Source organism: Vibrio neonatus, assembly GCF_024346975.1.
GTDB lineage: Bacteria > Pseudomonadota > Gammaproteobacteria > Enterobacterales > Vibrionaceae > Vibrio > Vibrio neonatus.
The window spans coordinates 1,236,193-1,258,690 of the sequence record NZ_AP024885.1; the positions used below are offsets into that span (position 1 = coordinate 1,236,193).

General features: G+C 41.7%; 22 protein-coding genes and 2 pseudogenes. 13 read left to right on the top strand and 11 right to left on the bottom strand.

Annotation, left to right across the window (positions count from 1 at the left end):
• Nucleotides 1-49: 49 nt before the first annotated feature.
• Nucleotides 50-1,153: a phosphoribosylaminoimidazolesuccinocarboxamide synthase gene (locus OCU38_RS05740; RefSeq protein ID WP_261824114.1), complete on the bottom strand. Its 1,104-nt coding sequence runs from the start codon at nt 1,151-1,153 to the stop codon at nt 50-52.
• Nucleotides 1,154-1,291: 138 nt separating this feature from the next.
• A complete protein-coding gene (locus OCU38_RS05745) occupies nt 1,292-1,666 on the bottom strand; it encodes a hypothetical protein (RefSeq protein WP_261824115.1) in 375 nt (124 codons plus the stop codon).
• Between the two features lie 260 nt (nt 1,667-1,926).
• Between OCU38_RS05745 and tnpA the strand changes: the two genes are divergently transcribed.
• Complete coding sequence (gene tnpA, locus OCU38_RS05750; RefSeq protein WP_261824104.1) at nt 1,927-2,385, top strand: IS200/IS605 family transposase; 459 nt, start codon at nt 1,927-1,929, stop codon at nt 2,383-2,385.
• Nucleotides 2,386-2,506: 121 nt separating this feature from the next.
• Here the strand turns inward: tnpA and OCU38_RS05755 are convergent, their stop codons facing one another.
• Together OCU38_RS05755 and OCU38_RS05760 are read right to left on the bottom strand one after the other, a co-directional pair.
• A complete protein-coding gene (locus OCU38_RS05755) occupies nt 2,507-2,698 on the bottom strand; it encodes a hypothetical protein (RefSeq protein ID WP_261824116.1) in 192 nt (63 codons plus the stop codon).
• Nucleotides 2,699-2,866: 168 nt separating this feature from the next.
• Nucleotides 2,867-3,550 (bottom strand): DUF2786 domain-containing protein, encoded by a 684-nt coding sequence (locus tag OCU38_RS05760; RefSeq protein WP_021713171.1) that lies wholly within the window; start codon nt 3,548-3,550, stop codon nt 2,867-2,869.
• 190 nt (nt 3,551-3,740) lie between these two features.
• On the opposite strand from OCU38_RS05760, the gene ydiJ reads away from it, so the two are divergent.
• Nucleotides 3,741-6,770, top strand: coding sequence for a D-2-hydroxyglutarate dehydrogenase YdiJ (gene ydiJ, locus OCU38_RS05765; RefSeq protein ID WP_261824242.1), 3,030 nt, complete (start codon nt 3,741-3,743; stop codon nt 6,768-6,770).
• Between the two features lie 243 nt (nt 6,771-7,013).
• On the opposite strand, the gene OCU38_RS05770 is transcribed toward ydiJ, so the two are convergent.
• Nucleotides 7,014-7,721, bottom strand: a complete 708-nt coding sequence (locus OCU38_RS05770) for a DUF3581 domain-containing protein (protein WP_261824117.1) — start codon at nt 7,719-7,721, stop codon at nt 7,014-7,016.
• 337 nt (nt 7,722-8,058) lie between these two features.
• Here OCU38_RS05770 and thrS point away from each other — a divergent pair, with 337 nt between their 5' ends.
• The 4 genes from thrS to rplT all read left to right on the top strand — a co-directional run bounded on the left by thrS (nt 8,059) and on the right by rplT (nt 11,239).
• Entirely contained in the window at nt 8,059-9,987 is a 1,929-nt protein-coding gene (gene thrS / locus OCU38_RS05775; RefSeq protein WP_261824118.1) for a threonine--tRNA ligase, read from the top strand.
• 3 nt (nt 9,988-9,990) lie between these two features.
• The gene (gene infC / locus OCU38_RS05780; protein WP_084309116.1) at nt 9,991-10,545 is read left to right on the top strand and encodes a translation initiation factor IF-3; all 555 of its coding nucleotides are present in this window, start codon (nt 9,991-9,993) and stop codon (nt 10,543-10,545) included.
• A 104-nt stretch (nt 10,546-10,649) separates the two neighbouring features.
• Nucleotides 10,650-10,844, top strand: a complete 195-nt coding sequence (gene rpmI / locus OCU38_RS05785) for a 50S ribosomal protein L35 (protein WP_021713176.1) — start codon at nt 10,650-10,652, stop codon at nt 10,842-10,844.
• Nucleotides 10,845-10,885: 41 nt separating this feature from the next.
• The gene (rplT, locus tag OCU38_RS05790) at nt 10,886-11,239 is read left to right on the top strand and encodes a 50S ribosomal protein L20 (RefSeq protein WP_021713177.1); all 354 of its coding nucleotides are present in this window, start codon (nt 10,886-10,888) and stop codon (nt 11,237-11,239) included.
• 66 nt (nt 11,240-11,305) lie between these two features.
• Here the strand turns inward: rplT and OCU38_RS05795 are convergent, their stop codons facing one another.
• A complete protein-coding gene (locus OCU38_RS05795) occupies nt 11,306-12,229 on the bottom strand; it encodes a LysR family transcriptional regulator (RefSeq protein WP_261824119.1) in 924 nt (307 codons plus the stop codon).
• A gap of 34 nt (nt 12,230-12,263) precedes the next feature.
• Complete coding sequence (locus OCU38_RS05800; RefSeq protein ID WP_261824120.1) at nt 12,264-12,746, bottom strand: GNAT family N-acetyltransferase; 483 nt, start codon at nt 12,744-12,746, stop codon at nt 12,264-12,266.
• 222 nt (nt 12,747-12,968) lie between these two features.
• Between OCU38_RS05800 and OCU38_RS05805 the strand changes: the two genes are divergently transcribed.
• A complete protein-coding gene (locus OCU38_RS05805; RefSeq protein ID WP_261824121.1) occupies nt 12,969-13,808 on the top strand; it encodes a sulfurtransferase in 840 nt (279 codons plus the stop codon).
• Between the two features lie 170 nt (nt 13,809-13,978).
• On the opposite strand, the gene OCU38_RS17095 is transcribed toward OCU38_RS05805, so the two are convergent.
• Nucleotides 13,979-14,203 carry a phage integrase N-terminal SAM-like domain-containing protein gene (locus OCU38_RS17095; RefSeq protein WP_390625243.1) on the bottom strand — a complete coding sequence of 75 codons (225 nt, stop codon included), beginning with the start codon at nt 14,201-14,203 and terminating at the stop codon, nt 13,979-13,981.
• A gap of 422 nt (nt 14,204-14,625) precedes the next feature.
• Between OCU38_RS17095 and OCU38_RS05810 the strand changes: the two genes are divergently transcribed.
• Entirely contained in the window at nt 14,626-15,363 is a 738-nt protein-coding gene (locus OCU38_RS05810; RefSeq protein WP_261824122.1) for a GIY-YIG nuclease family protein, read from the top strand.
• A gap of 375 nt (nt 15,364-15,738) precedes the next feature.
• Here OCU38_RS05810 and OCU38_RS05815 read toward each other — a convergent pair.
• Nucleotides 15,739-16,535, bottom strand: a pseudogene (locus OCU38_RS05815) (IS110 family transposase); the annotation flags it as partial.
• Nucleotides 16,536-16,596: 61 nt separating this feature from the next.
• Between OCU38_RS05815 and OCU38_RS05820 the strand changes: the two are divergent.
• Nucleotides 16,597-17,756, top strand: a protein-coding gene (locus OCU38_RS05820; RefSeq protein WP_261824123.1) for an IS3 family transposase whose coding sequence is annotated in 2 segments (ribosomal slippage) — nt 16,597-16,855 and nt 16,855-17,756 — 1,161 coding nt in all. Because the reading frame shifts where the segments join, the coding sequence is not laid out codon by codon here.
• Nucleotides 17,757-17,758: 2 nt separating this feature from the next.
• On the opposite strand, the pseudogene OCU38_RS05825 reads toward OCU38_RS05820, so the two are convergent.
• Nucleotides 17,759-17,893, bottom strand: a pseudogene (locus OCU38_RS05825) (IS110 family transposase); the annotation flags it as partial.
• Nucleotides 17,894-17,982: 89 nt separating this feature from the next.
• Here OCU38_RS05825 and OCU38_RS05830 point away from each other — a divergent pair.
• The 4 genes from OCU38_RS05830 (at nt 17,983) to OCU38_RS05845 (ending at nt 21,329) form a co-directional block, all read left to right on the top strand.
• Complete coding sequence (locus OCU38_RS05830) at nt 17,983-18,552, top strand: hypothetical protein (protein ID WP_261824124.1); 570 nt, start codon at nt 17,983-17,985, stop codon at nt 18,550-18,552.
• Nucleotides 18,553-18,623: 71 nt separating this feature from the next.
• Nucleotides 18,624-19,807 (top strand): IS3 family transposase gene (locus OCU38_RS05835; RefSeq protein ID WP_261823483.1). Its coding sequence is split into 2 segments (ribosomal slippage): nt 18,624-18,909 and nt 18,909-19,807, totalling 1,185 coding nucleotides; the frame shifts between segments, so codons are not numbered across the junction.
• A 140-nt stretch (nt 19,808-19,947) separates the two neighbouring features.
• Entirely contained in the window at nt 19,948-20,709 is a 762-nt protein-coding gene (locus OCU38_RS05840; protein ID WP_261824125.1) for a hypothetical protein, read from the top strand.
• Between the two features lie 104 nt (nt 20,710-20,813).
• A complete protein-coding gene (locus OCU38_RS05845) occupies nt 20,814-21,329 on the top strand; it encodes a GNAT family N-acetyltransferase (protein ID WP_261824126.1) in 516 nt (171 codons plus the stop codon).
• 273 nt (nt 21,330-21,602) lie between these two features.
• Here OCU38_RS05845 and OCU38_RS05850 read toward each other — a convergent pair whose 3' ends face one another.
• Nucleotides 21,603-22,316, bottom strand: a complete 714-nt coding sequence (locus OCU38_RS05850) for a YadA C-terminal domain-containing protein (protein WP_261824127.1) — start codon at nt 22,314-22,316, stop codon at nt 21,603-21,605.
• Nucleotides 22,317-22,498: the final 182 nt, after the last annotated feature.

Genomic DNA, 22,498 nt, shown 5'->3' on the forward strand with positions numbered 1-22,498 from the left:
CTTTCTTTAGCATAAATGCCTTGAGCGCAGTTAGTTTAGCGCGCTTGAGTTAGTCAACTAACGCGTAATCTCTTGCCAATATTTCAACGATTTCTGCTTTAGGATTCGCGCTTAGCTCAATCTTATGACCCGTAATTTTCTCTGCAATACTGGTATAAGTTTTTGATAGATCCATCATTGCTGATAACGGCAGTTCATTGTCTACTGCTAGAGCGTTACGTTCTGGCATGCGATCTTTATTAAGTAGGATATCTGGATCTGGGAAATGATTAAGTAAGAACTGACGGAACCCTTCTTTAGAGTTTTCGACAATCACACCATCATTGTAGGCGTCTTTATCCCAGATACGTGAAGAATCCGGTGTGCCTACTTCATCCATGTAGATCAGTTTTTCATTGCCTTTACTGTCTGTGACATAGCCAAATTCAAATTTGGTATCAACAAAGATCTGTCCAATTTTTGAAAGAGCGTTATCAATAACGTTAAAGCCTTCTTTTAGCAACACTTCGTAGCGATCTACATCTTGTGGTGCTTGGAAGTTAAATGATGCGTAGTGATTGATCAGGTCTTGACGGGTAATGTTCACATCGTCCACTTCAGGAACGTTAGGAATGCCTTTTAAAATCCCTTTGGTTGAAGGAGTTATTAATAGATCTTCTAATAATCCATCTTTAATTAAGCCTTCAGGCAAGTCGATGCCACAGAATGAGCGTTCACCTTTTGAATAAGCACGCCACATTGAGCCTGTAATGTATTTACGGCAGATAGCTTCAACCATAACAGGTTTAGCTTTTTGCACGATCCACACTAGAGGGTGGGGAATATCAAGAATATGACTATCTGCTAAACCATTATCTTTAAACAGCTTAAACCAATGATTAGAGATGGCGTTAAGCGCAGCTCCTTTGCCGGGAACCCCTTTTAGGTTTTGTTCACCGTGCCAGATACAATCAAATGCTGAGATGCGATCACTAATTACCATGATAGCTAAAGGAGCATCTGCGGAAACATCGTAGTTTTTTTCTTTGATTAAGCGGCGACTGTCTTCTTCAGTAAGCCAGTACACTGAGCGCACTTTACCACTGTGTACAGGTTTGTCGGTGCGAATAGGCAAGTCATCGTTAACGTCTAATACTTGGTCAGCAAGATTCATAATTTATACCTAATAGGGTAAATACTGCTGAGAATAATACACAGATCATTTTCACTATTCCAATAGAAAAGCAAACGATTGCGCCTAGTCAATTTGCCTTGGCTATTTTTACCCTCTGTATCTTAATAAATTGTTAATTTAATGAAGATATTGAGTGTTTGATGTTGAGAAAAAGACTTCACATCCATGTTGCATAGCTAATTGTTGTAATTGTTTACGAGCGAAGCTATCAATATTGCCACTGGCTACAATGGCACTGGCATTGCCTAAGGTGATGGCTTTGGTCACTACTTCGATTTCGCTGCTCTTTAATGAGGGCTTTAGCTGAATGATTTTCTCACAATCGACACGGTATGATTGCAGGTCTTTTAGGTCTGGAAGATGGGTTTGTGCAGTGAATAAAATCCATTTGTGAGCCGATGAAGCTTTAGCCAAACGTTCTAAGTTACATGCTGCAAAAGAACGAGGTGAAAGATTTAAAGCGCTGCTATTATTCATTGGTAGAAAGTGCATTTACTGTATCTCCATGCATACTGTATAGATAAACAGTAATGCCTGTTTGGTTAAAGATCAAGCTTTGATAGTGAATTTTTGGCAAAAAAAAACCCAACACTAAGTTGGGTTTGTTGTTGTATAGAGAAAACCCCCAGCTAGGCTGGGGGTTCAGTAAAGCTTACAGCTATGAGTCAGTTATAAAACCCCTTTCAATTTGATAAAAATACCTTGTGGTCTGGCAACTACAAGAGTTGAATTAAAATTGAAAGGGGGTCCCAATGGGGGACGAAAAGAGCTTAGCGCACACGCGCTGGAATTGTAAATATCATATAGTTTTTGCACCAAAATATAGAAGACAGGTGTTCTATGGTGAAAAAAGGAGAGCTGTAGGTGAAATATTACGAAAGCTATGTGAATGGAAAAATGTAAATATCATTGAAGCAGAATGTTGTGTGGATCATATCCATATGCTTTTAGAAATACCGCCTAAGATGAGTGTTTCAGCGTTTATGGGGTATTTGAAAGGTAAAAGTAGTTTGATGTTGTATGAGCGGTTTGGCAATTTGAAATTTAAATATAGAAACCGAGAGTTTTGGTGCCGTGGATATTATGTAGATACGGTTGGAAAAAATACTAGCAAGATCAAAAGTTACATAAAGCACCAATTAGAACAGGATAAGATGGGGGAGCAGTTATCGATCCCGTATCCAGGTAGCCCGTTTACGGGCCGTAAGTAACAATTTTTATGCAAATGTCAGATCATTATGCGCCTGCTAGGGCGCTGCCAGCATGAAAGCCTTATAGGCGCATATGAAAAACCTCCGGCTATGCCGGAGGATTATTTTTTTTTCGAGGTATCTACACGTGTTGACGTTTGAACATTTCTTTTTGCGGAGTGACACTTTCTTCATGGTTGTAGCGCTTGATATCGATCAGCGCGGTTTGCTTGCAAGAGTCGCAACAAGAGTTAACGTACCCGTCCATGTAAGTCAATTTTTCAACGAAAGCCAATTTTTTACACCAATCGCAATGTGAGAAAGTTTTTTGCATACTAATAACTACTCCATAAGTATTTGCTTTTGATACGACCTTTTATTCGAGACAGGCCAGTATCGATGGTTCGATCCTCGCCGAAAGGTTAAGACTATAATATTACACCATTGTGAATAAACTGTTGCATATTTGTTCTAATCAAGCGTTATTAAGGGAGAAATATGACTATTTCAGCAGTTTTTTGGCTTGAGCCCCTTCAACAGGTCGGCTGACAGATAAAGTTCGGCCTTTTTTCAATCCAACTTCGTAGTCAGCGGTAAGGTTTTTCATCGCTTCTTGAAGTTGTTTTTTAAAGGTTTCTCTATCTATATTTTCAAATTCTTTATCAATATAATTTTTAATTTTCTTATCGGATTCATCATCTGGGGCAATGAGCGGTAATTTTTCTAGCGCTCCTTCAATCCAGCCCGATAAAAATGAGTTCACTCGTTTGGTGACTTCTGAAGAGGGTGTACCAGAACCGGCAAAGCTATTTCTAAACTTACCTGTGTGTTCATTCATTTCTCGATACACAACATCAAAAGCAAACGCGGCAAAAATGGCACGATCAGCTTCACCGATGAACTCAACGCGTTTTAACCCTTTATGGTTTAGCAATACTGCTTCTACACCAAATTTGGTATTAATGCCACGTATAACTCGTAAAATATTATTACCGACATTACTAGGTAAAAGGTGAGAAGATTGAGTTTTCCCCATTTTGATAAACTCAATATCATCTTTTTCAAGACCATACTTGAGCATAAGGTTGTGTGCCATTTTTATGGCGTTCGCAGCCTCGTTGACGTTGGCTGAATTACCCAATTCAAGGCATTTTGCTATTTTTTTCAACGCTTTTTGCTTGTTCATACGTTCTCGGCATCACCAAAAGGGGGACACATTTTACTCCTTTTTCGCTTACTCTTAAAGAGTAAATGAACAGCATTCTCTATGATGGTTTTGATCATTTCTTAAATCATGTAAAGTGTTAGAAAATAAATGACTTAAATTAATCATGCCTAAGACTATGGAGTAGAGCATGATGACTGCAGGAAGCATTATGTTACCAAGACTCAGCCAAACCCCTTCAAGCAACGCGACCGTTGATAGCTACCTTGAGCAGCTTGTACAACGCGGCTTTCAAGGTGATATTGAAAGCCAATACGCCAGCCGATTGGCGGTAGCAACCGACAACAGTGTTTATCAACAATTACCGCAAGCCGTACTGCATCCCAAAACGCAGCTTGATGTTGAACTGTTAACCGAAATTGGTCACCAAAGTGAATTTCAATCGGTTCGTTTTTCTCCAAGAGGGGGCGGCACAGGTACTAATGGACAGTCTTTGACCGAACATATTGTGGTCGACTTATCTCGCTATTTAAATAATTTGGTTGAACTGAACCTTGAAGAGGGCTGGGTAATTGTCGAAACAGGGATGATTAAAGACAAGCTCAATGATTTGATTCGAGAGCACGGTTATTTCTTTTCCCCTGAGCTCTCAACCAGTAACCGAGCCACAATTGGTGGCATGATCAATACTGACGCGTCGGGGCAAGGTTCGCTGCGTTATGGCAAAACCTCTGATCACGTATTGGGATTAACCTCAGTATTGGCCGATGGTTCTGTATTAGACACCGAACAATGGCAACAAACGAAAGAAAACAGCTTTGCGGCGAATGCAATTGCTGAAACACAAAGGATTTGTCGTGAGCATCGTCAAGCGATTGAAGCGCGCTTTCCTCCGTTAAATCGCTTTCTTACTGGCTACGATTTAAAAAATGCTCTGATTGACGATCAATTTTTACCAGAGCGAGTGTTGTGTGGCTCTGAAGGTTCATTGGGCTTTATTACTCGCGCCAAACTCAATCTCACCAAAATTCCTAAATCTCGCGTACTCGTTAACGTTAAATACGACAGCTTTGATTCAGCGCTTCGTTCAGCTCCCATGATGGTAGAGGCGAATGCATTGTCGGTTGAAACCATTGACTCCATCGTGCTTAACCTGGCCAAGCAAGATATCGTATGGCACACCGTCAGTGATTTGTTAACTGAAGTTCCCGGCCAAGAAATGCTCGGCGTTAATATTGTAGAGTACGCCGGCTATGATTCAGCAGAAATTGATCAGCAAGTGAACGCGTTATTGCTGCGTTTAGATGAAATGATCGCATCGCAAAAAGGCGGCATCATCGGCTATCAAATCTGCGACGATCTTGCCAGCATAGGCAAAATATACGGCATGCGTAAAAAGGCAGTAGGTTTACTTGGCGCGACTAAGGGCGCAGCCAAGCCAGTGGCTTTTGCCGAAGATACCTGTGTACCTCCGGAAAATCTGGCGGATTTTATCGCTGAGTTTAGGGCGCTGCTGGATGGGCACAATCTTCGTTACGGCATGTTTGGTCACGTTGATGCAGGCGTGTTGCACGTTCGACCGTCACTGGATATGTGCGACCCTAAGCAAGAAGCACTGATGCACCAAATTTCCGACCAAGTTGTAGAGTTGGTGTCTAAATATGGCGGATTGATGTGGGGCGAGCATGGTAAAGGCTTCCGCTCGGAATACGGCCCTGAATTTTTCGGCGAGCATCTTTTTGAACAATTGCGCCGCGTGAAAGGGGCGTTTGATCCGTTAAATAAGATGAACCCAGGCAAAATTTGTACTCCATTGGGTTCGAGTGACGAATTGGTCAAGGTCAACGGGGTGAAACGAGCGCATTTTGACCGTCAAATCCCCGTCACTGTGCGCGATAGCTTTAATGGCGCGATGGAATGTAACGGTAACGGTTTATGTTTCAACTATGATGTTGCGTCGCCTATGTGTCCTTCTATGAAGATCTTAGCTGACCGTCGACATTCACCAAAAGGTCGCGCGGGAATTGTCAGAGAGTGGTTGCGCCAGTTATCTGAACAAGGCGTTGATATTCTTGATTTAGAAAGTAAAACACTAAAAGGTTCGTTGTCGCTAAAGAATATGCTCGATAGAGTCATGAATCGCGTTAATCGTCGTCATCATTACGATTTTTCTCATGAAGTGTATGAGGCGATGCAAGGCTGTCTTGCGTGTAAAGCGTGTGCAACGCAGTGTCCGATTAAAGTCGATGTGCCTAACTTTAGAGCGCGTTTCTTAAATCTCTACCACACCCGCTATCAAAGACCACTAAAAGATTACTTTGTTGCTAACATTGAATCTTTGCTACCGCTGATGGCTATTTCACCAAAACTGGTTAATACGGTACTTAATACTGGTTGGGTGCAGTCGTTAGTGGCTTCTAGCATAGGTTATGTGGATGCGCCGCTGCTGTCGTCGCCGACCTTAAAACAACGTTTGAAGAGCCAACATGTCTCTAAATACGATTATCAAAAATTATCGCAGTTAAGTGATGAGCAAAAACAAAAGCATGTCATTGTGGTACAAGACCCGTTTACTAGCTACTACGATGCGCAAGTGGTGGACGATTTTGTTTCATTGATCATTAAGCTCGGTTTTACTCCAATCATGTTGCCATTCCAGCCCAATGGTAAAGCGCAACATATTAAAGGGTTTTTAAAGCAATTTACCAGCACAGCAGAGAGCACTTCTCAATTCTTAGCCGACGCCGCCAAGCTTAAAATGCCGATGGTCGGCGTTGATCCTGCACTGGTGCTCTGTTATCGCGATGAATATAGAGAAATACTGAAGAAAAATTGCCCAGATTTTAGCGTGCAGACAGTGCATGAGTGGCTATTGCCACTGCTAACCACATTGCCCGAAATAGAGAGTAAGCAGCAACCGTCATGGTATTTGTTGGCGCACTGTACTGAAAAAACCATGTTGCCTAACGCAGAGAAAGAGTGGGGAGCTATCTTTAGTCACTTTGGTGCGTCACTTAACTCTGTGCCAGTGGGTTGTTGTGGTATGGCAGGCACCTTTGGTCATGAAGCGGATAAACTGCAATGGTCAAAAGATATTTACGATTTAAGTTGGCGACCAAGTCTAGAACAATTGCCAAAAGAGCGTTGCTTAGTGACCGGCTATTCATGCCGAAGCCAAGTGAAACGACTGCAAAGTGTAGTAGCAAAACACCCATTGCAGGCGCTGCTTGAAATAGTGTAATTGAAAAGGGGTCAGGTCTTGAAATTTGCATTTCAAGACCTGACCCCTTTTTTAGATGCTGTTACTTATCGAAGTTGTTTTTGGCTTCGTTAAATTTGTCCACGTAGGCCATCATGTCTTCTTCTACCCAAGGGATAAGACCGCTGGCGATCATGCGCTTGGTGCCTTTGCCAATCACTTGTTAAAAAGGGGTCAGGTCTTGAAATTTGCATTCCAAGACCTGACCCCTTTTTTTAGATGCTGTTACTTATCGAAGTTGTTTTTGGCTTCGTTAAATTTATCTACGTAGGCCATCATGTCTTCTTCTACCCAAGGGATAAGACCGCTGGCGATCATACGCTTGGTGCCTTTACCGATCACTTGTCCTTCACCTTTAAATTCAAAGTTTAAGGTCACAACGCCGCGTTTACCGCTTACATCGAAGGTGGCACTGCTTAAATCAACCGTTGGCTGTTTAATATCAAAACGACTGAATTCAAGTTTCATGCTTTCGTAAATAATAAGAGGGCGCTTGGTGTTGAACATCATTTGTTCTTCTTTCATAAGAGGAACCATGATGTGTGGGAAGTTCATTCCAGAAAATTTCACATAGCCGCGAATCACATTTTCGATAAGCTCTTTGTCAGTGCTGTTATTGCCGTTGCGGTTGAGGCTGAGGTATTGTTTTTCTTTCGTATCAACAACGGCACTGATTTCTTGGTTTTCGTGCTCTACTTTTAGCTTTACACCGTCACCCACCATTCCAGAGAAGGTGAACTCCATGTTTTGGCTGATCCCTTCTTTTTGTAGTAATACAGCGAATAAAAGATCGCCCGGTACACAGAAGCGTTTGTGGTCTTCGTCATGGATAGGGTTAAAGTCACCGGCAATGCCTTTGGCAAAATTGCTAGCTTGTTGACGAGTAAAATAAAACGACGAATCTTCATTTACGAAGTAAGGGGATAAAAACATAATGGCGCTTAAAGTCTTTGTTGTTACCTGTTATTTTTCGAAGTATACCAAAGCGCTCACATTTAATGGTCTATCCAGTGTATCAATTGATGACAATTGTATGAATTTTCTAATAAACAGGGTCAAGAGTAGGGGACAGACTAGGCTTTTCTATTGTCATTTTGGGGATTTTAGTTACAATACTCCGCTTGTTTGTTAAATGGCGTCGTTCACATCAGTATTTGTGACGGATTTAACCAACAATTCATTTGGCTCTTGTTTTCTAAGGCATTGAACACAAGAGATTGACTTAAACATGTGTTGCTTCGTATGTAACACCACTGGAATAGGACTTAAAATGCCTGTAATTACTCTTCCTGACGGCAGTCAGCGTCAATTTGACAACCCTGTATCAACTCTTGATGTCGCAGCTTCTATCGGCCCTGGTCTGGCAAAAGCCACCATTGCAGGTCGTGTGAATGGCGAACGTTTTGATGCGTGCGATCTTATTGAGCAAGATGCAAGCCTAGAAATCATCACTGCAAAAGATGAAGTTGATGGTCTAGAAATCGTGCGTCACTCATGTGCTCACCTTCTTGGTCATGCCATTAAGCAACTTTATCCTGATGCAAAAATGGCTATCGGTCCTACGATCGACAGCGGTTTTTACTACGACATCGATATGGAGCACCACCTTACGCAAGAAGATTTAGACAAAATCGAAAAGCGTATGAAAGAGCTTGCGAAAACTAAGTATCAAGTTGTTAAAAAGAAAGTCAGCTGGCAGGAAGCTCGCGATGCATTTGAAGCTCGCGGAGAAACCTACAAGATTGAAATCTTGGATGAAAACGTTGCTAGAGACGATCGTCCAGGTTTATACCACCACGAAGAATACGTTGACATGTGTCGCGGTCCACACGTACCCCACATGGGCTTCTGTCAGCACTTCACGCTACTTAACGTAGCAGGTGCATACTGGCGTGGTAACAGCGATAACAAGATGCTACAGCGTATCTACGGCACAGCGTTCCACGACAAGAAAGCACTTAAGGCGCACTTAACACGCCTTGAAGAAGCGGCTAAGCGTGACCACCGTAAGATTGGTAAGCATCTAGACTTGTTCCACATGCAGCAAGAAGCACCGGGTATGGTGTTCTGGCATCACAATGGCTGGTCTATTTTCCGTAATCTAGAAGTATTCATCCGTGAAAAACTGACTGAATACGATTACCAAGAAGTAAAAGGTCCTCTAATGATGGACCGCGTTCTTTGGGAACGTTCTGGTCACTGGGACAAATACGCTGATGCGATGTTCACAACCAGTTCAGAGAACCGTGAATACGCTATCAAACCAATGAACTGCCCAGGTCACGTTCAGATCTTTAACCAAGGTCTAAAATCGTACCGTGATTTGCCGCTACGTATGGCTGAGTTTGGCTCATGTCACCGTAACGAACCATCAGGTGCACTGCACGGCATTATGCGTGTGCGTGGCTTTACTCAGGATGATGCACACATCTTCTGTACTGAAAGCCAAATTCAAGATGAAGTGATTAGCTGCATCAAGATGGTTTACGATACATACCAAACTTTCGGTTTTGATAACATCGTAGTGAAGCTGTCTACACGCCCTGAAAAGCGCGTTGGCTCTGATGAAATCTGGGATGAATCAGAAAAAGCACTAGAGCAAGCGCTGCAATCTATGGACATCGCTTACGAGATCCAAGAGGGTGAAGGTGCGTTCTACGGACCGAAAATTGAATTTACTTTGTATGATTGTCTGGATCGTGCGTGGCAATGTGGTACAGTGCAACTCGATTTCAACTTACCGGGTCGTTTAGGTGCAACTTATGTGGGTGAAAACAACGAACGTTTAGTTCCTGTTATGATTCACCGCGCTATTTTGGGCTCACTTGAGCGTTTCATCGGTATTCTTATCGAAGAATACGCTGGGTTCTTCCCAACGTGGTTGGCACCGGAACAAGCGGTAATTTTGAACATTACTGATAAACAAGCAGAATATGTTCAAGAAATCGCACAAAAAATGCAAAAAAGTGGAATTAGAGCCAAAGCGGACTTGAGAAATGAGAAGATTGGCTTTAAAATCCGCGAACACACTTTAAAACGTGTACCGTACATGTTGGTAGTCGGTGACCAAGAAATGGAAGCTGGCGAAATAGCAGTACGTACTCGTAAGGGTAAGGACCTAGGCAAGTTCAAAGTGGATGATTTTATCTCATACATCCAAGCCGAGGTTTCAAGCCGTAAGCTCAATCTGGAGGAATAAGCTATTAAAGGCGGAAGACGTGGTCAACAACAACCGGCCAAACAAAACCAGCACCGTTTAAACGGTGAGATTCGAAGCGTACGTGAAGTTCGATTAACTGGCGCTGATGGCGAACCAGTAGGTATCGTAACTTACTCAGAAGCACAGGCTGCAGCAGACGAAGCTGGTATGGATCTCGTAGAGATCAGCCCTAACGCCGAGCCACCTGTCTGTCGAGTGATGGATTATGGTAAGTTCCTCTTTGAAAAGAGCAAAGCTCTTAAAGAGCAGAAGAAGAAGCAAAAGCAGATTCAGATTAAGGAAGTAAAATTCCGACCTGGAACTGATATTGGAGACTATCAGGTAAAACTACGCAACCTGACGCGTTTCCTAGAAGACGGCAACAAAGTGAAGGTAACAATTCGCTTCCGTGGCCGCGAAATGGCACACCAAGACATCGGTGTAGACGTTCTGAAGCGATTGAAAGAAGATACAGTAGAATTTGCTGTTGTTGAATCTTTCCCTAGCCGAATTGAAGGTCGTCAGATGATCATGGTGCTAGCCCCTAAGAAGAAGTAATTACAGGCCTACAAGTAATCCAACCTTGCTGCTCCTGAGTGGCAGGGTTTTATTCGCCCTAATTACTATGTTATTAACAACTCAACAATGCGGAGTTATTCATCATGCCTAAGATGAAAACCAACAAAGGTGCTTCTAAGCGTTTCAAGAAAACAGCTGGTGGTATCAAATTTAAGCACGCTGGTAAACGTCACATCTTGACTAAGCGTACTACTAAGAACAAGCGTCAACTACGTCCTAACGCTATCCTTCCAAAATGTGAAGTGGCTGGTGTTATGCGTATGATGCCATACGCTTAATTCTTTTTAGTTTTTAATTCGTTTAGTTTAGGAGAGACATAATGCCTCGCGTAAAACGTGGTGTACAAGCTCGTGCACGTCATAAGAAAGTTCTAAAACAAGCTAAAGGTTACTACGGAGCACGTTCACGTGTATTCCGCGTAGCTTTCCAAGCAGTTACTAAAGCTGGTCAATACGCTTACCGTGACCGTCGTGCTAAAAAGCGCGTGTTCCGTCAGCTATGGATCGCTCGTATCAATGCTGCATCTCGCCAGAATGGTCTATCTTACAGCCGTTTCATCAACGGTCTTAAGAAAGCATCTATCGAGATCGACCGTAAGATCCTTGCGGATATTGCGGTATTCGACAAAGCTGCATTCGCAGTTCTAGTTGAAAAAGCAAAAGCTGCTCTATAATTTTTTAGAACATATAGCTTTATCTAAAGGAGACCTCTGGGTCTCCTTTTTTCTTGCCTGAAATTCCTAGCCGAAAGCCTGTTTTCCAAGCTCAATAGATTTGCACAGTTCGTCCTTTATCAGCGGTAAACAAAGCTCTCTAAACCACTGGTGTTCAGGATCGTTGTTATAACGAGCGTGCCAAAGTAGGTAATAGTGATGTTCGTTGGTATCAAACGGTACAGGCTTAACCACCAATTCTTTATTAGAAAAACTCGCAGCAATATGTAGGGGAACCGTCATTAAGGTATGAGTAAGAAGCAAGGCTTCCACAGCAGACTCAAAAGAGGGGGCTGTCGCGAATATATGTCTTTGTTGCTCTGCATCCGCAATAAGTCGATCCACTTCTCTTTGCTTATCTACCACACCATTAACCAAAATGTGTTTAGCATCCATATAGCGTTTGGTCGTCATCGACATAGGAGCCAGTGGATGTGAAGCTGACATTAGCACCACGTACTTATCGCCACCAAGACGCTTGCCGTATAGATTTTCAGGGATCTCTTCTGCCATGGTCGCGACCAAATCAACGCTTCCTTTATGAAGCTCGCTGAGATCTTCGTTTTGCCACAGTTGAGTGGTTAAACTTGATAATGGGGATTCTTGTTCCAATTGCTGACAAATAACAGGCAGCATTTTGGGGGCAATAAAGGCATTGAAGGCGAGGGTAAAGCGGCGGGAGATCTCTTTCGGCACAACTTCATTAGGAGAGTAAAGCCTGTTTAACCTTTGTAAAAGCTCAGGCAGCTCTTTTTGCAAATGAATAGCACGTTGACTCAATGAAAATTGATTGCCTTCACGGATCAAAATGGGATCGCCGAAGGCATCTCGAATTTGCAATAATGTTTTACTCATTGCTGACTGACTAACGTTCAACTCTTGAGCTGACAGCGTCAGGTTGCGGGTTTTAAGCAATGAGTCTAGGGCGACTAATAATTTATAGTTGTGCATCCTTCATCCTTGAATGATTTCTTACTAGTGCGAGCTATAAGGCTTTCAACATCCAAACATCACACATGTTATGGAGCGTACCCTCTAGTGGTTTGGTTAAATGCTCAAAACCGAGCCCTTCATACAAACGCACGGCTGAGGTCATATTTGAAAGCGTATCCAAGTAGCATTGAGTGAAGCCTTGTTCTTTAGCAAAGTCTAAACAGTGATTAGACAGCGCTTTACCCAAGCCTAAACCTCTTGCTCCCTCTAATAAAAAAAGCTTTTTTAATTCACAAGTTGAAGAGCCTTCTACAAAGGGTGCGACTCCGCAGCCACCCACAACCACACCGCCTTTCAGTGCGACAAAGTAACGACTATTGTTGTCTAACGTATAATAGCGACTCATATTTTCGACTTCAGGATCTGAAGGTCCATAACCTTCACCCACAGCGCCAAACTCTTTGCCCACTTTTTTGATGATTTCTTTGACAGTAGGGTCAAATTCTGGAGTTATGCTGACTATTTTTAACGACATAATGGTTTCCTCATCTTTAGCTTTTAATCACAAGTTACCGTTATTCATCATCATAGAGAAATGGATAAAAAGATTAATTGGTATGAATTTTTATCAAGTCTAGCAGAAAAATTAGAACTAATATCATGCTTCATGTGGCGATGGTACTGAGCTTTATGCTTGTCACAAGAGTCAGTTTGATAAATACTGAATTGTTAGGCCGCAATACTTTAGGGATATAAAATGAGCAATGTGTTGGTAGATTGTACTTGGTTAAGTAAGCATTTAGGTGACAAAGATTTGGTGCTATTGGATGCCTTTATGCTCAATGTTGTGGGCAAAGAGCCGATTGAATACTCAGAGTTTGTCACCATTCCTGGTGCATTGCCTTTCGATATAGAAAACGACTTTTGTAACAACGAATCTAGCCAACTGCATGCACTTCCTACAGCGCAACAATTCACTAAAAATGCGCAAAAGTTAGGCATTAACAAGCAAAGTACGATCGTTGTGTTCGACAATCAAGGGATCTACAGCGCCCCCAGAGCATGGTGGACGTTTAAGGTTATGGGTTTTGACAACGTAAAGGTCTTGGATGGTGGACTACCGGCTTGGATAGAAAAAGGATACCCAACCAGTCACGCTTATTCAAAGATTGTTGGCCGTGGTGATTTTGTTGCGAACTACGAGTCAAATAAGGTGACCGATTACCAAAGGGTATTAGCCGAACTGAATAATCCTAAACAATTGGTGGTGGATGCCAGAGGCCGTGCACGGTTCAATGCTGAAGTTGCAGAGCCAAGACCCGGCGTTAGAGCAGGGCGAATCCCTAATTCAGTAAATCTCCCATTTGCCTCTTTGATGGAGGGGAATGGATTTAAATCAAAACAGGCGTTATTACAGTTGTTCTCTGATATTGGTAGTGAGGATTCTGAGCGTTTAGTGTTTTCCTGTGGCTCGGGGATCACCGCCTGCATTCTTATTTTAGCCGCGCATGAAATGGGCCTATCCAACACTATTTTATATGATGGGTCTTGGGCGGAGTGGGGTGCGAATGAGGCACTTCCGCTAGAAGTGGAATAAACAAGGAGCCGTATCGTAAGGTATTGCGCTTTGATGGTACTGATACCAAAAGGAATTCTTCAAGAGTTCCTTTTTTATTGCGATTTAGGTTTTAAAGCTTGTACTTTTTAGTTGCAGGTAGGGGATGTTAGTAAACTCATTTCTGACTCTTTATCATTTAGAGCAATTACTCATTCGAACTTTGTTTTTCTATGCTCGCCGACACTTCGCACTCCACTGCTAAAAAAGCTGAGAAATTGTTCAATCAAAGTGTGGGTTATATCAGAGCCATGACGAATATTGCAATGTCGAATGAAATAGCAGTTCCAATAGAGGTAGGATTTTTCTGTTTGATAGCTGTAATGGCATAACCTGATCTCTGTCCGTATAGCATCCAAAAATGTTAATTGCCCCATAACTGTTACCTTACTAATTCACTGTGTTTATATACAGTTGCAGTTAAGGTAATAACTATGAAAAAGATGCATAAATCGTTTGATTGGCGCATCGATAATACTAACTTTTAGACATGAACACATTATTATCAATCGTTTGTAATATATAAAATTGCTATGCAGATCTCGTAAAAACTTATGCATCTTTTGTATCCGCTAAATTGTTATGTTCAACTCATGTTTTTATTAAAAAATGCATTTACAACAATCACTTACAGGTGATATTTTAATGATGAAACTTACAGGAAAACAAGAGGTTATCCTGCTGCTAATTAATAAGCTGTTATGTGCCAGCGACAACAATAAGTAAGGTAAGCATGATTTTATTAAATGACATTCTAAATTTTGATAATTTAGATAATGTGAAGATTAGGTTCAACCTAATGTTTTCTGATAACTGGAATCCGTCAGAAATATATGGAATGCGAGATTTTTCAACATTATTAAACGGGCACTATCACAACTACAGTCACAATCGTTCGTATAAAGAGGGGCAAATCACCGTTGGCTTCCTGAAAATCGAAGACGACAAATTTTTGTTATTCCACGTTGGAAAAGTGACTAAAGATTTGAATGTCTTTAATGGTGTCGGGTACGAATACGAGTCTATCCCTAAATATGAGAAGTACTGCGGTCGCCTAGTAGTTAAATTTCAAAATTCATCTCAAAATATGGTTAGAAGAGCTGTTTCAGTTATTGATGATATTTCTGTACATGAAATCTTATCCGATGATTTTAGTAATGATAAATTCCCAGGGTACGACAATGTAAGATTATCATGGGGTGAAATGCATTCGGTACTTCAAAAGGACAGTTGGAAGACAGCACTTGAGAATCAAAAGGCAATTTACTTAATAACTGATAAACAAAGTGGCAAGATGTATGTAGGTTCGGCTAGTGGTGAACAAATGTTACTGGGGCGGTGGAAGTCATATGCACGTAATGGTCATGGCGGTAACGTTGAACTACGACAGCTGACATTTGACTATATCCAGAACAACTTTGAGTATTCGGTCTTAGAAATATTCAAATCTACTACAGATAGCAGCTTGATCATCGAACGCGAATCATGGTGGAAGCAAACATTAAAATCACGACAGTTTGGGTACAATAGTAATTAGCATCAAGCACATTACAAGCATTTAAGAGTGATTCACAACGCTTGGCATTATTCATTCCATCGTGGGGTCTTGTGTTTATGGTGGTATGGTTAAGTTTTGCTTAATGTAGCTACATGGATTCTCTAAGTTGTCAAACATCCGCTAAACTTCTGTTGGTGGGTTTTGGACTGCCGCTCTATATTAGGCTTACTTATCGACAATTCGCATATGTCGTGGGCCTGATGACTTTGCGCGACTGCGGTGCCTTATTCGTTAGATGATATCTAGTGTGTCCGCCGCATTAATAGGCTCTCCGCAAGTGGTCTTAACCTATCTCCATCATTTGCGTCTGCAATGCCCGGTGAGTTTAACTCTCTATACTGCTTAAGTTTCTACTTAAGCAGTATAGTTTTCATATTCTGTTTGATTGTGTAAAGCGACCATATAATTCGTGCGTTCTTCGCGGCAAGAGCCACTATCGCTCGGTTCATTCCTCTTCGTTCTAGAACGCCTCGACACTACTGACTTAACTTATCTTGCTTGTCGTCAGGTTAGCAATGAAGGTTCTAGCCCCATGAACTAATAATGTTTGTAAGTATTTGTCGCCGTGTTTGGTTATCCGACCTAACCGAGTATTGCAGTAGCAGTTTGTGGCCCAATACCTCGAACTTTCATCGCTCGTTGAACATTAGTGCTGACCTTAGCAAAAGAGTCAAAGATTTGCTCAGTATCGGCGGTACGTTGATTCAATTCTCCAAGGTAGTGATAAGTCTCAGCAATAGCTGTTCTTGCGAGGTGTGGCAGTTCATTTTCTGCGTCTTCAGCATTAAGGGAACCTGTTTTATTAATGAAGAGAGGCCAACAGGAATGATCAACCCGAATTCAGAGAGCAAGGCACGCATGCGATTCATAAGAGCGGTGCGCTCACGAACCCAATGCTCTCTCATTCTATGTACCGATAAGATGGCTTGTTGTTTGAGGGATTTTACAGGCACAAAGCGAGTTGATGGTCGTTGAACAGCTTCGCATATAGCAACAGCATTATTAAGGTCGTTCTTTCCCTTAGTTCGATAAGGAATGACGTATTTAACGGCCATAATAAGGGCGTCGTTCCCCAGTGTTCTTGCCCAATAATGTGCACCACCACACGCTTCAACGCCTATACGCATGAGTGGCATATTTGCTATTGTAGTGGTTTAATGATCCCGGACACCCAATTAGGTGATAAAGTCACCACAATTAATGAGGTGTTCAATGACAAAACGACAACGACGTACATTTTCTTCTGAGTTCAAAATGGATGCAGCATGCTTGGTTCTTGATCAAGGTTATTCTGTTCCCGAAGCAGCACGCTCAATGGATGTTGGTGAAACAGTTTTACGGCGCTGGATCGAACAGCTTAAGATCGAGCGAGGTGGTATTACCCCAACGGCCAAAGCGCTTACTTCGGAGCAGATAAAAATCCAAGAATTAGAAGCCCGGATTAATCGACTTGAGAGGGAAAAGTCGATATTAAAAAAGGCCACAGCTCTCTTAATGTCGGACGAGCTCGAACGCTCTCGTTGATTGATCACTTAAGGGAGCATGAATCAGTCAAGTTGTTGTGTGAGCTTTTTGATGTAGCTACATCTTGCTATTACGAGTTTAAACAGCGTAAACCCGATGCTAATCGTGTTCGGCTTGCTAGCAGGATAAGAGAGCTTTTTAACATTAGTCGTGGCTCTGCTGGAAGTCGCACGATTGTGTCTATGCTTCGCTCAGAAGGCATCAAAATTGGCCGATTTAAAGTACGGAAGTTAATGCATGAGGCCTGTTTAGCAAGTAAACAACCCGGCTCCCATCGATATAAATCGGCTAAAACAGAACGTCCAGACATCCCGAATTTGTTGAAAAGAGAATTCTCGGTAACCATTCCAAATCAAGTTTGGTGTGGTGATATTACTTATATTTGGTCAGGCTCAAGATGGGTATATTTGGCAGTTGTTCTAGACCTTTATAGCCGTCGAGTTGTTGGCTGGGCTCTATCCAACAAACCCGATTCGGCTCTAACAACTAAAGCTTTAGATATGGCTTGGGAACAGCGAGGGCGACCAGATGGTGTTATGTTCCACTCAGATCAAGGGGTTCAATACGGGAGTCGCAAGTTCCGTCAAAGACTCTGGCGATATCGAATGGCTCAAAGCATGAGCCGACGTGGAAACTGTTGGGACAATGCGCCGATGGAAAGGTTATTTAGAAGCCTGAAAACAGAATGGATTCCGGCAACTGGTTACATGAACCAAAACCAAGCCCAAAAAGACATCAGCTATTACCTGATGAACTATTACAATCGACAGAGGCCACATCAAGCAAATGATGGGGTTTCGCCGGTTACTGCCGAAAATCGGCTTAAGATAGTGTCCGGTATTTGTTGACCACTACATATTGTAGTCAGTAGTTTAGAGCGGGTTACCGACTTATGAAGTATGAGTTTACCATTTTGGTCTACAGCATGAAGACTAAAGTGGCTTTTAGCTAGGTCGATACTGCAGAAATAAGAATAATCAGACATGGAGCCTCCGATGCATGTAAGTACCATATAAGGGTGGCAGATTCTCAGTAGGGAGAATCCATGTCATTTGTTAGGCAAATGGATAAACTATGTCAGAATTTAAGTATGAAATTATTGCTCCTGAGGGTTCAACAGAGATAGATTACAGAGCATATTTTGATGGGAAAGCTTGTGATTTATCTGAAGTTTCAGGCCATATTGCGAAGCGAAGAGCATCACTTCAACTAATACTTGCTGATATAAGAGAGTGTCACGAAATACTTAACTCAATGAAAAATTATGAATACTTGTCCAGTCATTTATATAAAGCCTTTGTGATTACCTACGGTAAATGTTTTGCTAGTGGTGCTGTACGAGGGTTATCTTTAGATTCAAAGCGAGTATACAAATTTGCTCCTGATCTACTAAAGCTTCATGACCATGTTTACAGAATGAGAAATACTTATATCGCTCATGCAGATAACTCAGCTTGTGAACAGGCAGAGGTCTATTTTGTCAAATACGAAAGTATTTCAGAAGTGTTTGTCCCAACTAGCAAGTATTCGGCGCCATGGTCGCATAGATTCGAGGAGCTATTTAGTTTAATCAATGAGTTGTATGCTCATGTTGCTGAACAAACTCGCAAGGTTGATTCGAAAATCACGGAGCAATTTGCCTAACAAACTGTTCAAGATGGACTATGTAGTTGACCCGATCTAGTGGACACCTTCAATTAATATTGGAGGTGGTTATGCCAGCTTATAAATCAGGTAAAAAGACGCAACAATACCCAACAGAATTTAAGGTCACAGCTGTTCGACTTTCTCTTCGAGATGGGGCTACAGTTAAGGGAGTAGCTCAGTCGTTGGATATACATCCTTTCATGTTATCCAGATGGCGCAAGGAGTATCGAGAAGGGATCATCATGGAAGATAAACGAAAGAAAAAACCACACATACCCAAGCAAAAGGTAGAGTCTAATCGACTTGCTGAACTAGAGCGTCAAAACGAACAGCTTAGGTTAGAGAATGATCTGCTAAAAAAGTGGCAACGATTCGTAGCCCAGGAAAATCGACAAAATTCAGGTTCATAAAGAAATACAAATCAGTGTTTCCTATAGTGATGATGTGTCGCCATTTATCGGTTTCTAGATCTGGCTATTATGCTTGGCTGGTGCGTTCGCCTAGTAAATATAGTCAGTCTGAATCGGACTTACTCATGGAAATCAAAAAGATATTTGCGAAGAGTCGTGAGACATATGGTAGTCCAAGAGTTCATGCTGAGCTGAGAAGGCATGGCATATCTGTTAGTCGTAAACGTGTTGCGCGATTAATGAAGGAGCATGGACTCAGAGCAAGAAGCTATCGAATCTATTTGAAGATGGCCAAGTTGCATCGTTTTTATCAATCGATAAAGAATATTAAGAAAGATACGCCTAAGCCAACAGCGGTGAACCAACAGTGGTCTGGCGATTTAACTTATATTCGACAAGGTAATCGTTGGATGTACCTTGCGGTCATTATTGATCTTTACTCACGAAAAGTGGTGGGTTGGTCTCTTGGTAAGCAAAAAAGTACAGCATTGACTATGAGTTCATTAAGGATGGCAGTACGTAACCGTGCTCCGTCTAGTGGTTTATTGTTCCATACAGATAGAGGCTCAGAGTATCGTTCCCATGAGGTGCAAGCGCTTCTTAAAAAAAATGGTATTGTGCCGAGTATGAATCGCCCTAGTCACTGCACAGATAACGCTGAGGTCGAATCATTTTTTCACACGCTTAAAAGCGATATTATTAGAAAGAATACGTTTAAAAGTGAGAAGCAGCTCAGAGATAAACTAGCGGGTTATATCCAGCATTTTTATAACCGTTATAGACTGCATTCTAGTTTAGGATATCGAAGCCCACATGAATATGAAGTTGTGATGGGGTTTTAGAAAATAGGTGTCCATTTTATCGGGTGAAGATCACTATCAACGGTCGGCAATTTTAGTTCTCGTTTGGTACAGTGTTTACGGTAGCTAGTTTAAGCGTTGTTAGCCACTTAGCTGGGCGTTATGTATTGTAGGAGGGTTCTGTGGGAATAGGTTCAAATTATATGGTTGAGCTCATGGAGGAGCAGCACCAAGAAGCAAAAGAAGATTGGATTCGTGAGCAGTTAGTTGATAAAGACGCAAATGAATACAGTGCTGGCTGGGATGAGCTTTCGGATGCATACGATGAAATGAGTGCAAATGATGAGCCGTATTACGAAGACTGGAATGATAATTGGATTGAACCAGATAAATCTAGAAAAGAAATATACATTGAAGCTGTAGATGTAGCATCAGAATTATTATCTGCATCACTGCGGCCATCAGTAAAAGAAAATGTACTAATAATGCTTCATGGTCATATTGTCGCCGCACTAGAGGGGTACTTATCTTCGACCTTCATTTCAGCAACTTTGTCTTCTGATGATCTTGTTCGTAAATTGGTTGAAACGGATCCAGAATTTGCGGGTAGAAAATTCACAATTAAAGAAATATTCTCGAAACAAGAATCATTAAAAGGTGATATCGCAAAATATCTACAGGATCTTATTTTCCATAAAATTGATAAAGTTCGTCCTATGTACAAGAGTGTGCTAGATATAGATCTTGGCGAAACATCATGGTTGTTTAAGGCTGTATCAGTGCGACATCATTGTGTTCACCGAGCAGGATATGATCATGATGGGAACAAAGTTCAGATCTCAACTGATGATATCGAGTTGCTAATTCAGCGCTGTACTTCATTAGTAGAAAACATAGATGCTGAAATAGTGAAGCTTCTTTTGATGGGTACAAAAAATACATAACAAAATATTCAAATGGACTAAAACGCTCGGTATTATCGCTTTGAAGCGAAATTTTACGCCAAACGTTTTTGCCATTTAGCAGGGCGTTAGGTGAACAGGAAATTATGCAAGCAATAATTGAAACGAATAGACTAACTCTTAGACCCTTTACCGAACTTGATGCAACAAGAGTCGCAGAACTAGCGGGTGAAAAAGTCATCTCAGATATGACAGCGAATATCCCATATCCCTACGACTTAAGTGATGCTGTTGACTGGATTAGAACGCATCAAGATTTATTCAACACTGGCAAAGGTGTCGTCTACGCTTTGCTTTTAAAGAATAGCAATACTCTAATTGGTACAGTGGGCTTTCCTAGGATTGAAGAGGGAGAGGGGATATTAGGGTATTGGTTGGGTGTTCCTTTTTGGGGCGTCGGTTATGCTACGGAAGGATCTAGAGCACTAATCGAGTACGCTAAAGAGAATCTAGGTCTCAGCAAACTCAAAGTCATGCATTTAACTGAAAATGATCGTTCAAAATCAGTTATAAGTAAGTTGGGTACAACGTATGTTGGAACCAAAACAATTCAAGCTCAAGGTAGAGTGCGTGAGGTGTGCGTTTACACGGCGTGGTTATAAATTCACCATACAAGCATTTAAGCGTGATTCCTTAATTTGACGTTATTTTCTCAAATATCAGCTAATCCGTTATATCCTAATTTAGTAATATAACTGACAAGGTTTTGTCCAATATGGTGTTAGAAATCAACGCCTTAATGAGTCTGATGTGACTATACATTAAGGCATTGGAGTACGTTTACTCGGTTAAGGTAACAGTAAAGCGCAATGGCTTGGCCGTATAGGTTCCTTTTTTGACAAATGTTCAATCAATTAATCAATTACGCCTTGAGCTTAGAACTCGTAGCCAACGCCAGCATAGGCGCTCATTGACTCTGTTGCCGTGTCGTAAGCGCCACCGAGTTTTGCTGTAAAGTTTTCCGTGAATCGTTCACCTACACCAACGGCAACAGCTTGTGCATCACCATGATATCCAACGGCAGCCGTTACTGAAAACTTGCCTACACCATACGGGTTCACTAGACCTGCAAAAGCAGCTGACTCTGCGTATGCCCCCTCAACGTTCTTCGCCATTTGTTCAAAGTCTTTACGTAGGTTTTGAAGATCAGCGCTGTTTTGTGCTACTTTCTCTGAGTTTTGTTCAGCCATAGCATGATTTTGCTGAGACATTGTTTCTGCATGTGTAGCGTGATTTTCTACATCAGCTAATTGTTCGTCGTGGCGCTTAAGACGGGCTCGGTTTTGTGATACACCTTTGGCATTAGCCACTGTGGTGTTCTCGACAGATTGCACTCGTTTTTCATTGTGTGTTGAACGCTGTGTATTGCTCTGCAATTGTGCCTCATCTGCATTAAGACGATCAGTTTTGTCTTTCGCGTCGGCTTGCAGCGATACCAACCACTGATTGTTGTTGTATACAGATTGAAATGTGGCCGTTGTCATGGCGTGGTTTGTTGCCACTTGTTGTTCCAATGTTTGATCGGCTAGAGCATTAACTGAAACAAAACTAACAGACAGAGTAAGTAGAGCAGTAGTGAATCTTTTCATAATGTAGTTCCCCTTAGAATGTGAAATTTTCAGCGCCTAGAGCTTCTGTTTGTGTGTTCAGCGTCTTGGGCTTGGGGTTAATTTATGTATTATTGACTGTTCAGAAAAACGACATTTAGGAATGTTTAGTGTGAATTAATTTCATGCTAATAACGAAACGAAGTCTATTTTGGCGTTGAAAT

Excerpts from the sequence above, each read along its gene's own strand:
- OCU38_RS05740 (WP_261824114.1), bottom strand. The coding sequence starts at position 1,153 with ATGAATCTTGCTGACCAAGTATTAGACGTTAACGATGACTTGCCTATT.
- OCU38_RS05745 (WP_261824115.1), bottom strand. The coding sequence starts at position 1,666 with ATGCACTTTCTACCAATGAATAATAGCAGCGCTTTAAATCTTTCACCT.
- tnpA (WP_261824104.1), top strand. The coding sequence starts at position 1,927 with ATGGGGGACGAAAAGAGCTTAGCGCACACGCGCTGGAATTGTAAATAT.
- OCU38_RS05755 (WP_261824116.1), bottom strand. The coding sequence starts at position 2,698 with ATGCAAAAAACTTTCTCACATTGCGATTGGTGTAAAAAATTGGCTTTC.
- OCU38_RS05760 (WP_021713171.1), bottom strand. The coding sequence starts at position 3,550 with ATGAACAAGCAAAAAGCGTTGAAAAAAATAGCAAAATGCCTTGAATTG.
- ydiJ (WP_261824242.1), top strand. The coding sequence starts at position 3,741 with ATGTTACCAAGACTCAGCCAAACCCCTTCAAGCAACGCGACCGTTGAT.
- OCU38_RS05770 (WP_261824117.1), bottom strand. The coding sequence starts at position 7,721 with ATGTTTTTATCCCCTTACTTCGTAAATGAAGATTCGTCGTTTTATTTT.
- thrS (WP_261824118.1), top strand. The coding sequence starts at position 8,059 with ATGCCTGTAATTACTCTTCCTGACGGCAGTCAGCGTCAATTTGACAAC.
- rpmI (WP_021713176.1), top strand. The coding sequence starts at position 10,650 with ATGCCTAAGATGAAAACCAACAAAGGTGCTTCTAAGCGTTTCAAGAAA.
- rplT (WP_021713177.1), top strand. The coding sequence starts at position 10,886 with ATGCCTCGCGTAAAACGTGGTGTACAAGCTCGTGCACGTCATAAGAAA.
- OCU38_RS05795 (WP_261824119.1), bottom strand. The coding sequence starts at position 12,229 with ATGCACAACTATAAATTATTAGTCGCCCTAGACTCATTGCTTAAAACC.
- OCU38_RS05800 (WP_261824120.1), bottom strand. The coding sequence starts at position 12,746 with ATGTCGTTAAAAATAGTCAGCATAACTCCAGAATTTGACCCTACTGTC.
- OCU38_RS05805 (WP_261824121.1), top strand. The coding sequence starts at position 12,969 with ATGAGCAATGTGTTGGTAGATTGTACTTGGTTAAGTAAGCATTTAGGT.
- OCU38_RS17095 (WP_390625243.1), bottom strand. The coding sequence starts at position 14,203 with ATGGGGCAATTAACATTTTTGGATGCTATACGGACAGAGATCAGGTTA.
- OCU38_RS05810 (WP_261824122.1), top strand. The coding sequence starts at position 14,626 with ATGTTTTCTGATAACTGGAATCCGTCAGAAATATATGGAATGCGAGAT.
- OCU38_RS05830 (WP_261824124.1), top strand. The coding sequence starts at position 17,983 with ATGTCAGAATTTAAGTATGAAATTATTGCTCCTGAGGGTTCAACAGAG.
- OCU38_RS05845 (WP_261824126.1), top strand. The coding sequence starts at position 20,814 with ATGCAAGCAATAATTGAAACGAATAGACTAACTCTTAGACCCTTTACC.
- OCU38_RS05850 (WP_261824127.1), bottom strand. The coding sequence starts at position 22,316 with ATGAAAAGATTCACTACTGCTCTACTTACTCTGTCTGTTAGTTTTGTT.